This window comes from Niveispirillum sp. (genome assembly GCF_017996735.1).
Lineage (GTDB): Bacteria > Pseudomonadota > Alphaproteobacteria > Azospirillales > Azospirillaceae > Niveispirillum.
In genome coordinates this window covers 1-11,568 of record NZ_JAGOGJ010000174.1, presented here as the reverse complement: position 1 = coordinate 11,568, position 11,568 = coordinate 1, and the positions used below count along the sequence as shown (strand labels likewise).

14 protein-coding genes are annotated in these 11,568 nt (G+C 65.9%); 2 read left to right on the top strand and 12 right to left on the bottom strand.

The genetic code is table 11. The annotated features are described in order from the left end of the window. From KBA48_RS29840 to KBA48_RS29825, 4 genes are all read right to left on the bottom strand, one after another. A partial coding sequence (locus KBA48_RS29840) for an acyl-CoA dehydrogenase family protein (RefSeq protein WP_292912333.1) occupies positions 1 to 776 on the bottom strand: 776 nt, incomplete at its 3' end. A gap of 48 nt (positions 777 to 824) precedes the next feature. Next, positions 825 to 1,256, bottom strand: coding sequence for a nuclear transport factor 2 family protein (locus KBA48_RS29835; RefSeq protein WP_292912332.1), 432 nt, complete (start codon positions 1,254 to 1,256; stop codon positions 825 to 827). Continuing rightward, positions 1,253 to 1,633 (bottom strand): nuclear transport factor 2 family protein, encoded by a 381-nt coding sequence (locus KBA48_RS29830; protein WP_292912331.1) that lies wholly within the window; start codon positions 1,631 to 1,633, stop codon positions 1,253 to 1,255. Before KBA48_RS29830 ends, KBA48_RS29835 begins: the two co-directional genes overlap by 4 nt. A 22-nt stretch (positions 1,634 to 1,655) precedes the next feature. Next, positions 1,656 to 2,144 (bottom strand): DUF3237 domain-containing protein, encoded by a 489-nt coding sequence (locus KBA48_RS29825; RefSeq protein WP_292912330.1) that lies wholly within the window; start codon positions 2,142 to 2,144, stop codon positions 1,656 to 1,658. A 157-nt stretch (positions 2,145 to 2,301) separates the two neighbouring features. Between KBA48_RS29825 and KBA48_RS29820 the strand changes: the two genes are divergently transcribed. Then, positions 2,302 to 3,966: a CocE/NonD family hydrolase gene (locus KBA48_RS29820; protein WP_292912329.1), complete on the top strand. Its 1,665-nt coding sequence runs from the start codon at positions 2,302 to 2,304 to the stop codon at positions 3,964 to 3,966. Between the two features lie 148 nt (positions 3,967 to 4,114). Then, the gene (locus KBA48_RS29815; RefSeq protein ID WP_292912328.1) at positions 4,115 to 4,597 is read left to right on the top strand and encodes a DUF3237 family protein; all 483 of its coding nucleotides are present in this window, start codon (positions 4,115 to 4,117) and stop codon (positions 4,595 to 4,597) included. A 118-nt stretch (positions 4,598 to 4,715) separates the two neighbouring features. Here KBA48_RS29815 and KBA48_RS29810 read toward each other — a convergent pair whose 3' ends face one another. From KBA48_RS29810 to eutB, 8 genes are all read right to left on the bottom strand, one after another. Next, positions 4,716 to 5,345, bottom strand: coding sequence for a GntR family transcriptional regulator (locus KBA48_RS29810; protein WP_292912327.1), 630 nt, complete (start codon positions 5,343 to 5,345; stop codon positions 4,716 to 4,718). Positions 5,346 to 5,422: 77 nt separating this feature from the next. Then, a complete protein-coding gene (locus tag KBA48_RS29805) occupies positions 5,423 to 6,091 on the bottom strand; it encodes an RraA family protein (RefSeq protein ID WP_292912326.1) in 669 nt (222 codons plus the stop codon). After that, entirely contained in the window at positions 6,088 to 6,960 is an 873-nt protein-coding gene (locus tag KBA48_RS29800; RefSeq protein WP_292912325.1) for a proline iminopeptidase-family hydrolase, read from the bottom strand. The genes KBA48_RS29805 and KBA48_RS29800 overlap by 4 nt, the downstream gene beginning before the upstream one ends. A 5-nt stretch (positions 6,961 to 6,965) precedes the next feature. Then, positions 6,966 to 7,793, bottom strand: a complete 828-nt coding sequence (locus tag KBA48_RS29795) for a carbon-nitrogen hydrolase family protein (RefSeq protein ID WP_292912324.1) — start codon at positions 7,791 to 7,793, stop codon at positions 6,966 to 6,968. An 85-nt stretch (positions 7,794 to 7,878) separates the two neighbouring features. Next, on the bottom strand, positions 7,879 to 9,831 hold the full coding sequence (locus KBA48_RS29790) for a PepSY domain-containing protein (RefSeq protein ID WP_292912323.1): 1,953 nt from the start codon (positions 9,829 to 9,831) through the stop codon (positions 7,879 to 7,881). Next, positions 9,828 to 10,493, bottom strand: a complete 666-nt coding sequence (locus tag KBA48_RS29785; RefSeq protein WP_292912322.1) for an RraA family protein — start codon at positions 10,491 to 10,493, stop codon at positions 9,828 to 9,830. Before KBA48_RS29785 ends, KBA48_RS29790 begins: the two co-directional genes overlap by 4 nt. Further along, positions 10,396 to 11,226, bottom strand: coding sequence for an ethanolamine ammonia-lyase subunit EutC (gene eutC, locus KBA48_RS29780; protein WP_292912321.1), 831 nt, complete (start codon positions 11,224 to 11,226; stop codon positions 10,396 to 10,398). The genes KBA48_RS29785 and eutC overlap by 98 nt, the downstream gene beginning before the upstream one ends. After that, positions 11,223 to 11,568: ethanolamine ammonia-lyase subunit EutB (gene eutB / locus KBA48_RS29775; protein ID WP_292912320.1), on the bottom strand; the 346-nt coding region annotated here is incomplete at its 5' end. The genes eutB and eutC, both read right to left, overlap by 4 nt.

Here is an 11,568-nt window from a genome sequence, read left to right as displayed (position 1 = left end):
AAGCCCATGGTGCAGGTGGGCGATGCGTGCAGGCCCATTTTATGCTCGATGCCAAGGCAGTGGACGTCATTGCGCCGCTGGTTACCGCCGATCCCATCCGGCAACCATTTCGGGACCAGGAACAGGGAGAGACCCCGGCTGCCCGGCGGCCCATCGGGCAGGCGTGCCAGCACCAGATGCAGGATGTTATCGGTCAGGTCATGGTCGCCATACGTGATGAATATCTTCTGTCCGAACAGGCGGTATCGGCCGTCGCCGGCGCTTTCCGCCCGCGTGCGGATCAGGTTCAGATCCGACCCGGCCGCCGGCTCGGTCAGGGCCATGGTGGCCATGCAGGTGCCGGCCACCAGCGGGGGCATCCAGGCGGCACGCAAGGCATCATCGCCGTGGGCCAGCAGCACCTCCATGGCGCCCTGGGTCAGCACGGGTGCCAAGCCGAAAGCCATGCAGGCCGATGTCCAGGCCTCCATCACGGGGGCGGCCACCGATACGGGCAGGCCCAGACCGCCCCATCCTTCGGGCACATCGATATTGTTCCAGCCGCCTTCGACCCATTGGCGGTAAAACTGGACAAAGCCCGGCGGCATCGTTACGGCACCGTTCGCGAAAGCGGCGCCGACCCGGTCGCCAACGGGATCAAGCGGCGCCAGTTCCGTCTCTGCCAGCCGGGCCACCGGGGGAAGAAGATCACAGAGCGTGTCCTGGTCCGCCGCCGGCACACCGGCAACTTGCTGGGCGAACAGCATGTCCTGTTGCGCGATCTGGAAATCCGTCATTTTGGCCCCTGTAAGGGTATGGATGCCGTCTTGGCGACACACCGGTCGTCAGGACGGATCGACAAGGCGCTTCCACACCCGCTTGAAAACGGTGGCGCGGATACGGCTGAACCGGCCTTGGTCGATGGTGTAGAAGGCGAAGCTGTTGATATACATCCGGTCGCCCTGGCGCATCGGGCCGGAGGTGAAGTCCGGCACATCGGTAACCGCCAGGAACTCCGATTCCAGTTCGGCGGCCAGCAGCGTTTCACTGGCGAAGCAATCCAGTACATTGATGGTGCGCCGGGTAACGGCGCGCACCCCGGTATAGAAACGCACAATCTCCGCCCGGCCGTGCAGTTCGCGGCCATTGCCGATGGTCAGGCGGATATCGTCGGCATAATAGGAACAGGCCGTTTCGAAGTCCCCCGCGTTGAAGGCGGCGATATAGCGGGCAAAGGCGGCGGCGGCATCCGCCGGGTTTGTGGCTGGCTGTGTCATGGGGCGGCCTTGTACGGGGCCGACCGGATGCGCGTGAAGCGGCCGTCGGCCATGTCGATGATCGTGAAACTGACCCAGCTCCGCGTCTCTCCCTTTGGCAGGGGGCCGGCGGGGTGATCGGGCGCGTCGGCCCGCACCCGCAGGGTCCATCTGATCTCCGCCGCGATCCGGCCCGGACGGTCGACATAGTTCAGGATTTCTGGCCGCAGCGCGACACGGCGATGGAATGCCATCGCCGCCTCGGCCGACGGGCAATCCACCTGATCGTCTGTCATATGCAGATCCGGGGCGTAGCAGGCTGCCACGCCCGGCAGGTCGTCACGGTTGAGCGCATCGACATAAAGGTCGAGCCGCTGGCGCTGGCTGATATCGTTCATGGCTGCCGCTCCACCGGACGGGTCACAGCACCGCGTAATAGCGGAACAGCGAATGATCGGGATCATCCTCCGGCTTCACCTTGGGCCGGCGCTGGCCCACGCCCACGATCACGGTACGGTTCAGCCATTCATGCGGCCCGTCCGGCGCGCGGAAATAAGGGGTACAGCGGAAATAGGATGTCAGCGGCGGATAACCCGGCCGTTGCAGGGGACCATGCACATAGCCCAGGTTGCGGATATAGATCAGCGCCCCGTCATCGGCCTGGATCATGTAGTGCGCGTTCAGTTCGACCACCCCGTCGGCACGGACCACGGGCCAGTCGGCACCGCTGTGATCCACCAGCTTGCCGTTCAGGCGCGGGCCGCTGACCGTGCATCCCTCTCCGACCGAGGTGTAGCCATGGTTGGGGCCACCCTGATGGATCGCCCCCGTCATCCAGCGGCGGTCGAAATTGATGCGGATGTCGAACACATGCTCGTGCCGCAGGGCCAGCGGATTATCGTCCGTCATGATGATGTCCTCCCGTCATTCATTGAGAAATCAATATTATCATCGATCAACCCTTGCAAGAGGGTGATTTTGAATTATGATGATTAATCAATGAATGATCGGCCGCGTGACCGGATAGCCGCCGGATAAGGCCGGAAAACATGGGACGGAGACGGGCATGCCCGACAGTTTCGAATTAAAGATGATACCGGGCCGTGACCCGGCGAAGAACCCCTATAAGCCACCCCTGCCGCCGAAGGACTATGCGCGGATCGTGGAGGATGGGCTGGTTTTCGAACGCAATCTGCCGGTGGCAATGCGTGACGGCGTGACGATCTATGTCGATCTGTACCGACCGGAAGGGGATGCCGGACAGCGGGACCTGCCCGTGCTTCTGGCCTGGAGCCCCTATGGCAAGCACGGCAAATCCGCCAATCTCTGGCCGCCGGCGGGGATTGAGGACGGCTGGAACTCCCGCCACACGGCGTTCGAGGCGCCCGACCCCGCCTATTGGTGCCGCCACGGCTATGCCATCTGCTATCCCGACCCGCGCGGTGCCTGGCTTTCCGAAGGGGAGCTTCGCCATAACGGCATTGGCGAGGGGGAGGATTGTTACGACCTGATCGAATGGCTGGGCGTGCAGCCCTGGTGCAATGGCAAGGTCGGGATGACGGGTGTCTCTTATCTGGCCTGTATCCAGTATCTGGTGGCGCCGCTGAAGCCGCCGCATCTGGCTGCGCTGAACCCGTGGGAAGGGTTTTCCGACTGGTATCGGGAATTCGCCTTCCATGGCGGCATTCGCGAGACCAACTTTGTCGAACGCGCGACGATGAGCCTGAACTGGTCCACGACACGCACCGAGGATACGGCCGGCAATGTGAAGGCCCATCCCTTGATCGACGCCTATTGGCACAGCAAGGAACTGGATCTGGCGGCGATCGACCTGCCCACCTTCATTGTGGCGAGCTGGTCCGATCACGGCCTGCACACGCGCGGCACGCTGGAGGCGTACAAGCGGATCGCGTCGGACCAGAAATGGCTGCTGGTGCATGGCCAGAAGAAGTGGCGGCATTATTACACGCCGGAAAATGTCGAGCTGCAGCGCCGGTTCTTCGACCAGTTCCTGAAGGGGCAGGAAAGCGGTGTCCTGCAATGGCCGCCGGTGCGTATCCAGGTGCGCGAGGCCGGCAGCGACGGCCCCTTCCGGGACGAGGCGGCATGGCCGCTGGCACGCACCGACTACCAGCCGCTTTACCTGGATGCGGCCAACGGCACGTTGGCGCCGACCCCCGCCGCGCGGGAGGCGGAAACGCGTTACGATGCGATGACCGGGCGCACCACCTTTGACATGGTGTTCGATAAGGAAACGGAGCTGACCGGTCATTTCAAGCTACGCCTGTGGGTGCAGGCGGACGGGGCCGATGACATGGACCTGTTTGTCGGGCTGGACAAGATTGACCGGTCGGGCAACCGCGTGCCCTTCACCTTCTATGCGCTCTACGATGACGGGCCGCTGGCGCTGGGCTGGCTGCGTGCTTCCCATCGGGAACTGGACATGGCCAGGTCCACCCCCTGGCAACCCGTTCACCGCCATGACCGGGAAATGCCTTTGCCGGCGGGAACGCCGGTGCCGGTGGAGATCGAGATCTGGCCCACATCCGTGCGCTTCACGGCGGGGGAGGGGCTGCGCCTGACCGTTCAGGGGCGCGACATCTATGATCAGGACCGCTATGGCCTGGCCTTCGCGCGGCATGAGGATTTGCGCAATCGTGGCCAGCATGTCGTGAAGACGGGCGGGGCTTACGATTCACACCTGCTGGTGCCCGTTATTCCCGCCGACTGATACCAGCGCTCACATGCCAACGGCTCGGGCCTGCCGCACGAGCGGTGCCGCGCCACTCGGCACCATACCGACGGTCAAACATGTCGACCGTCGGTATGATTTCACCTTTCGCCGCGTTCACGGCGACCCTGTTTGACAAGGAAACACCATGACCGAACCCCATCCCTTCGCCCCGCGTTTCGAATTTGCCTTTTCCATCGGGATCACCTTGACCAAGCCGCACTGGCTGCGCCCCACCAATATGGGCGCGACGCGTGCCGCCATCTATGCGGCGGATGGCACGGTGGAGGGGCCGGGCATCAAGGGACGCGTCGTGCCGATGAGTGGCGGCGACTGGCCGTTGCTGCGTCCGGACGGCGTGATCGATTTTGATGCGCGCTATCTGCTGGAACTGGATGATGGCACCATCATCTATCTCCAGAACCGGGGTTATCGCTGGGCCTATACACCGGAAGTGGCCGAACGCATGTCCCGCAACGAACCGGTGGACTCCTCAGAATATTACATGCGCGTCTCGCCGAAATTCGACGTTCCGGCAGGCCCCTATGACTGGTTGGCCAAGCATGTCTTTGTCGGCGTTGCCGAAAAGATCCCGGGCGCCAACCGCATCCATTATTTCAAGGTGCTGTGAAGTTCGCCGGTGACCGGCAGTTACCGCCAGGGTCCATCTGCCTTTTATCGACGCAGATGGACCTGGATTCGCCGGCTCATACCCATCCGCCGAAGGTCTGACCGTCGGCGGACTGGCATCACTCCTCCCGCCAGCGATTGAGGTGGCTTTCGATGGAGCGAACCAAACCGTCGGCGTTGCGCGTGCGGATCATCTCCACCATATCGGCATGATCGCGGTTGGATCGTTGGATCGCGGAACTGGCGCGCCATCCGCGAACCCCCGGAAGACCGCGATGGCGCAGTGCCTTGATCTCCTCCATCATCACGCGGTTTCCGCAGATGGCATAAAGCCGGTCATGGAATTTGGCGTTGAGCGCCCGCAGCAGGGGAAGATCCGCATCTTCCATGTTGGCGGCGAACTCCGCAACGATCTGGTCCAGTTCGACCACATCATCATCCGTCGCGCGCTCCACCACCCGCCGCGCTGCGGCGACCTCCAGCACGGTGCGTGCCTCGATCAATTCCTCGCGATCCTGCTGTGACAGGCTGGCGACGCGGTAGCCGCGATTGGGCACATGTTCCAGCAACTGCCGCGTCTTCAGGTCCAGCAATGCCATTCTGACATCGAAACGATGTGCCTCGTAATTCGTTTCGATGTCGGTCTGTTTGAGCCATTCACCGGGGCGGAACACCCCGCCCAGTAGATCCGCTTCCAGCCGGCTGACCAGACTGCTGGCGCCGTCGGGCTTTTCCTTGGTCATTGCCATGATTGGGGGGTAGCCAATTTATTATCCAATTTCTGCACAACATATTAGCATACCCTCCTTCCGCCGCAAAGGACTGGTTACATCAGGGGGGGCTGTACCGGTATCCGGGCGAGGCCGGCGACCAGCGCCTCGGGCATCTGGCCATCGTCGATCGCCTTCTGCAACGCCGCCTCCTTGGCTTTCTGGGCAGGCAGGCGGTCGGCCAGTTTACCCAGGCTTTCAACGAGGATGATGGCGATCCCGTCCCCATCGCCCGCTACCAGATCGCCCGGCCGCACCGTCAGGCCCAGCAAGGTGACAGGCAGGTTGACGCGGCCCGGCGACGGATCAAAGGGCGACGCCGGGTGACTGCCGGCGGCCAGCACCGGGATGTTGAGCGCCGCGATCTCCGCCCGGTCGCGCAGCAGCCCGTCGGTGATGATGGCGGCGGCACCGCGCGCCTGGGCGATGGCGGCGAAGACGGCGCCGAATTCCGCGCAATCGCGCCGGCCGTCACAGGCGATGACCAGCACGTCGCCGGGCTGCACGCTGTCCAGCGCCTTCCATTGCGCCAGGCTGCCGGCGGCCACGGTCACCGCCGGGCCGATGAAGCCGGGGCGGGGGGCCACCATGGCCAGTGGATGACCTGCCGCCCGCACATCGCGCGTCACGTCGGCCAGGACGGAGCTGGGCACGTCGCGCAAATCCTGCCACAGGCCGGGGTCGGGGCGCACGGGAACAGGGCCCAGATGCAGAAGGCCGCTCATGATATTGTCTCCAGAAAATCCGTCAGTTCGGCGAAATAGGCCTCGGGCTCCTCATAGAAGGGCATGTGAGAGCTGTGGTCGAAGATGCGGATACGGCTGTCGGGCAGGGCCATGTGCATGCGCAAGCTGCACGCCGGCGTCAGTTCGTCGTACTTGCCGGCCAGGACAAGGCAGGGAACCTTGATGCCCCCCATGGCGGGGACGCGGTTCCAGTCCTTCATGTTGCCGGTATAGGTGAATTCATTCGGTCCCTGCATGGTGACATAGGGCCCCATGTTCCAGTCGGCCAGCGAGGCGGTCAGCGGCTCGGGCCAGGTGCGCAGCCGGCAGACATGGCGATGGTTCAGCAGGGTGACGGCCGCCTGATATTCCGGATGGTCGAGGGTTCCCGCCGCTTCATGCGCCACCATCATGGTCACCGTTTCCGACCCCAGGGCCAGGCGCAGCCGGTCCAGTTCCGACACCAGGTGCGGGATGTCGCAGGCCCCGTCGGCGATGATGTAGGACCTCACCGCCTCGGGATATGTGAGGCAATATTCGGTGCCGAGCCAGGTACCCCAGGAATGGCCCAGGAAATCCACCGGCCCCAGGTCGAGCGCGCGGCGAACCTGTTCGGCTTCATCGACATAGCGCTCCAGGGTCCAGAGGCCGGGATCGGTGGGCCGGTCGCTGGCGCCGCAGCCCAACTGGTCCCAGCCCACAATGCGATAACCCTTTTCCACCAGCCGCAGATGCGGTTCACGTAAGTAGCGGTTGGGCAGGCCAGGGCCGCCATTAGCCAGGAACAGGGTGCGGTCCCCCTCACCATGGAGATAGGCCACGACCTCGTGTCCCTCACGCAGGGCGATGCGGCGTGTGATGGTCTGCATGGGTTTCAGGCTCCGATCCGGAACGGGTTGTTGGTGACGGGCGACGGGATGGCGGCACGGAAGGCGGCGACCTGTTCCAGGTCCAGGCTGGCCGACAGCACCCCCGGCTCATCGCCCAGCCGGCCCAGGACGCGGCCCCAGGGATCGATGATCAGGCTTTGTCCGTGTGACCGGCGGCCGGCGTAATTGTCGCCGCACTGCGCCGGGGCCAGCACAAAACAGCCGGTTTCGATGGCGCGCGCCCGCAACAGCACCTCCCAGTGCAGGGGGCCCGTCATGGAACTGAAGGCGGCGGGTACGGTGATGATCTGCGCCCCCGCCTGCGCCAGGGTGCGGTGCAGGTGCGGGAAACGCACATCGTAGCAGATGGCCATGCCGATCCGTGCCCCGTCCGGCCCGTCCGCCACGATGGCCCGATCACCGGGGCGGTAGAAGTCGCTTTCGCGGAAGCGCGACCCGTCTGGCAGGTCGACATCGAACAGGTGGATCTTGTCATAGCGGGCATTGATGGCGCCGTCGGGCCCGATCAGCGCCGACCGGTTGGCCATGCGGCCATCCGCCAGCTTCACCGACACCGACCCGGCCAGCAGCCAGACCGACAATTCCCGCGCCAGTTTTGACAACAGGATCAGGGCGGGATGCTCTGCCTCCGGCACGGCATAATCGCTGAGCGCCGCGAAGGACGGGTTCAGATAATCGAACGCTTCCGGCAGACAGATCAGCTTGGCTCCGCCCGCCGCCGCCTGACGGATCAGGGGTGTGACGGCGGCCAGATTATGCTGCGGATCGGATGTCGCGCTACTTTGCACACAGGCGACGGGGAGGAGGGGCATCGCAGGCTCCTTCATGGCGGAAATCTATATAGCCAAAATTGGCTACTATCAATCACCTGTCAACAGGCTTCGCCGTCTGGCGGCGTCAGGGCGTCAGGGACAGGTGCAAGGTGCCGCCGGCATCGGCAGCGCGGGAACAGCAGGCGGTCATGCGGCCGGCGGCGCGGTCTTCTCCTGTCAGGATGCTATCGCGGTGGTCCACCGATCCCGACCGAACCGTCACCACGCATTGCCCGCACAGGCCCCGGCGGCAGGAATGGGTGAGCGCGATACCTTCGGCCAGCAGCCGGTCCAGCAGGCTTTCCCCTTCGGCCACCGCCAGCGACTTTCCATCCACAAGGACGGTGAAGGCCGGGCCGCTGGGGGTGGCGGGGGCAAAGGCCTCCCAGTGCAGCCGGTCGGGTGACCATCCCAACATGCGCGCTGTATCCAGAGCCGCCTGCATGAAGGCATCGGGACCGCAGGTGTAAAGATGGGTGCCGGGCGCCTGTGCCGTCAGCAGGGCGGCAAGGTCGATGCGCCCGTCGGTGGCGCTGTCATGCCAGCGGACAAAGGGGGCCAGCGGCGTGGCGGCGATGGCGGCGGCCAAAGGCCGGGCGGCCCGGTCACGGGCACAGACCAGCAGCGCGAAGGGTCGCTCCCGTTCCCACAGGCGCCAAGCCATGGACAGAAGCGGCGTGATGCCGATGCCGCCGGCCAGCAACAGGACGGGGCCGTTCCCGGATGACAGCGGAAAATGGGCGCGGGGGCGGCCCAGGCGCAGGGCAGCACCCGGTTTCAGATGGGTGTGAATCCAGGCCGACCCGCCCGCCGAGACATCCGACAGGTGCACGGCGATCTGCCAGGACAGGCGTCGGCCGGGCCGACCGCACAGGCTATATTGCCGGACCAGAGTGTTGTGCAGATGGACATCCACATGGTCCCCGGCCCCGAAGCGGGGCAGCGGCAGGCCGAAACGATGGCGCAGCGTGAGATGCAGCACGCCGGTGCCGTCCCGCGACAGGGCTGATACAAGCATGGGCAAGGTCCCCGGCCCCCGGCGCCGTGACCAGAGGAACAGGCCCGTGGCCAGAAACCCCGGCAGCGACAGGCCGGCCAGCAGCATCAGGATGGTGCCCGCCGGTCCCAGCAGGCTGCCCGTATGCAGCGGATAGAACAGGTCCATGAACCGGTCGGCCGCCGCCCGCTCCCCCGCGCGGCGGGTGCCCAGCATTGTGCCGTCATAGCCGTTGTACCAGAACTGTTCATAATCCGGGCTGTCGGCGCGGCCCCGCATGACCATCACCACCCGCCCATGCCCGCCCGGCAGGCGGATGCTGCTGGCCGCCTGTCCCGCCGTCTTGTCCAGGATCACGGACAGGGGCAGCAGAGGCACATCCGGTCGCGCCTCCACCCGGGGCGAGGGGCGCGGGGTGACGGGCAGTGCCGCTGTCACGGTCGGGTTCCACGCCATGCCGATGCCGGTCAGGGACAGCAGCGCCAGAACGGGGACAAGGTACAGCCCGGCAGCGCGATGCAGGTCACGCCAGCGGCGCAGGGGGGCGGCTGGCCAGCCAGGGCGGAACAGCCCCCGCCACCCATCCCGCCGGGCGGCCCGCAGCAGCATCCACAGGCCCGTCAGGCACAGTGCCAGCAGCGCCACCCCGATCCAGCCCACGGCCTGCTGTCCGGCCGTGCCGGCGGCCAGCCGGTAATGGAACTGGAACAGCCATTCCATTGGCCAGTCGCCCAGCGGCGCCAGACGCAGCACCTGCCCGCCGCCTGCCGTCGCCATGAAAGGATCGCCATTGCAGGACAGGTGGAAGAATAGCGGGTCCGTGGCAAGGTCGGGCAGATCGATGCGGGCAATGGTGCAGCCACGGGCCCGCACGGCATCGACATTGGCATCCAGGGCTGGTGCCGCCGGAGCGTAGGCCTCGGGGTGCAGCAGGTGGTTCAGCGGCTGCCGGAACAGCAGCAGCGTGCCCCCCAACCCCTGGACTGCGATGAAAAGCCCCAGGAACAAACCGATCCAGCGATGCCAGCCCAGAAATGTCACGCCGCACCTGCCCGCCGGATAAGATCGGACGCACCAGAAATATCGGCCAGCCTTTCACCCGCCGCCAGCCGGGCCAGCACCTGCTTTTCCCGTTCCTGAAGCCCGATGGCCCGGTCAGCGGCTTCTTCGGCCTGACCGGGGGGCAGAACGATGGCCCCGCTTTCATCGGCCAGGATCAGGTCACCGGGATTGATGGTCACACCGCCCACGCTGACCGGCACATTCATGGCGCTGTCCAGGGGCAGGAACTTGGTCGTCAGGGACGAGGGCCCCCGGCACCAGACGGGCAGGCCGGCCTTCACAATCTCCCCGAAATCGGTGGCGGGGCCGTCGATGATGATGCCCGCGATGCCGGCCAGCCGCGCCGCGTTGGTCGTCACCCCGCCCCAGCAGGCATGGCGCGTATCCCCGCACCGATCGATGACCAGAACATCACCGGGTCGGGCGCTGCTGACGGCATGGTGCAGCAAGGTACTGTCGGGACCGGCGATGCGCACGGTCACGGCCGGCCCCGCGATGCGCGCCCAGGGCAGGACAAGGCGGATGGCGGGATCGATGAAGCCGTCATGACGGAAATGGCCCACCGTCGCCGTCTCCACCTGCAACAGCTTGTCCAGCAACGGGCCGGGCGGGATCGGCGGCATGGGATTGATGGTGAACATGGGGCCTGTCCTTTGTGGGGGCGGCATCCTTCAGCGCGATGCCGGTGGCGCCGATCCGCCGTGCTTCCGTCAGCAGCCAGGCCAGCTTTTCGCCGGCCTGCGCGATGGAAAGCCCGTGTGGCGGGCGGATGTTGGAAACACAATTACGCTCGCTGTCCATCCGGCCGGGCCGGGGATCGATGGTCAGGTAGGCGCCCAGACTGTCGGCCGCCGACAGGCCGGGCCGCTCCCCGATCAGCATCAGGGCGAAGCGCGCACCCATGGCGGCGGCGATGGGGTCGCCCAGCGCCACGCGCGCCTGCTGTGCCAGCACCAGCGGCGCCAGGGACCAGCCCGGCAGCCGGTGGCACAGATCCAGCGCCAGGGCGGCGCCATGGGCCTGGGCTGCGCGGGAAGACAGCCCGTCGCCGATGATGATCGACAGGTCGAACGGGCCGCCGGACGGCAGGTCCACCTCTTCCGCCAGTTCACGGCCCAGATCGGGGCGGCGCAGATAGGTGGCGCGGTCGGGTGCGCGGCTGTGGACGATGAACACCGGCCAGCCAGCCACCTGCGCTGTCACCGCGTCCGTATCCAGCGGTGTCCACACGGCGTCGCGGGCGCGGGCATGGCCCAGGTCGAAATCCAGGCAGGCGCGGGTGGGCATGGCATGGCCGGCCCGGCCCAGGCCGATCCGGGCCTGGGTGGTCGCCCGCAGCCGGGCAAGCGGATCGTCGGCCGGCGGCTGGTTCATGGCGTCAGGAACCTGTGGTCGGCGATGGCCCGGGCCAGCGGCAGGGTGGCAAGGTCGCGCGGTGCCACACGGCCACGCGCGTCCAGCATGCCCATGGTTTCCAGCCACGCCTCGAATTCCGGCGCGGGGCGCGCGTTCAGCACATCGCGGACATAGAGCGCGTCGTGGAACGACGTGCTCTGGTAATTCAGCATGATGTCATCGGCACCCGGCACGCCGATGACAAAGGACACGCCCGCGACACCCAGCAGGGTCAGCAGATTGTCCATGTCGTTCTGGTCAGCCTCGGCATGGTTGGTGTAGCAGACATCGCAACCCATGGGCAGGCCCAGCAGCTTGGCG

What these genes read in the sequence shown, in the direction of transcription:
- KBA48_RS29835 (WP_292912332.1), bottom strand. Translation starts at nt 1,256, where the DNA reads ATGACACAGCCAGCCACAAACCCGGCGGATGCCGCCGCCGCCTTTGCC.
- KBA48_RS29830 (WP_292912331.1), bottom strand. Translation starts at nt 1,633, where the DNA reads ATGAACGATATCAGCCAGCGCCAGCGGCTCGACCTTTATGTCGATGCG.
- KBA48_RS29825 (WP_292912330.1), bottom strand. Translation starts at nt 2,144, where the DNA reads ATGACGGACGATAATCCGCTGGCCCTGCGGCACGAGCATGTGTTCGAC.
- KBA48_RS29820 (WP_292912329.1), top strand. Translation starts at nt 2,302, where the DNA reads ATGCCCGACAGTTTCGAATTAAAGATGATACCGGGCCGTGACCCGGCG.
- KBA48_RS29815 (WP_292912328.1), top strand. Translation starts at nt 4,115, where the DNA reads ATGACCGAACCCCATCCCTTCGCCCCGCGTTTCGAATTTGCCTTTTCC.
- KBA48_RS29810 (WP_292912327.1), bottom strand. Translation starts at nt 5,345, where the DNA reads ATGGCAATGACCAAGGAAAAGCCCGACGGCGCCAGCAGTCTGGTCAGC.
- KBA48_RS29805 (WP_292912326.1), bottom strand. Translation starts at nt 6,091, where the DNA reads ATGAGCGGCCTTCTGCATCTGGGCCCTGTTCCCGTGCGCCCCGACCCC.
- KBA48_RS29800 (WP_292912325.1), bottom strand. Translation starts at nt 6,960, where the DNA reads ATGCAGACCATCACACGCCGCATCGCCCTGCGTGAGGGACACGAGGTC.
- KBA48_RS29795 (WP_292912324.1), bottom strand. Translation starts at nt 7,793, where the DNA reads ATGCCCCTCCTCCCCGTCGCCTGTGTGCAAAGTAGCGCGACATCCGAT.
- KBA48_RS29785 (WP_292912322.1), bottom strand. Translation starts at nt 10,493, where the DNA reads ATGTTCACCATCAATCCCATGCCGCCGATCCCGCCCGGCCCGTTGCTG.
- eutC (WP_292912321.1), bottom strand. Translation starts at nt 11,226, where the DNA reads ATGAACCAGCCGCCGGCCGACGATCCGCTTGCCCGGCTGCGGGCGACC.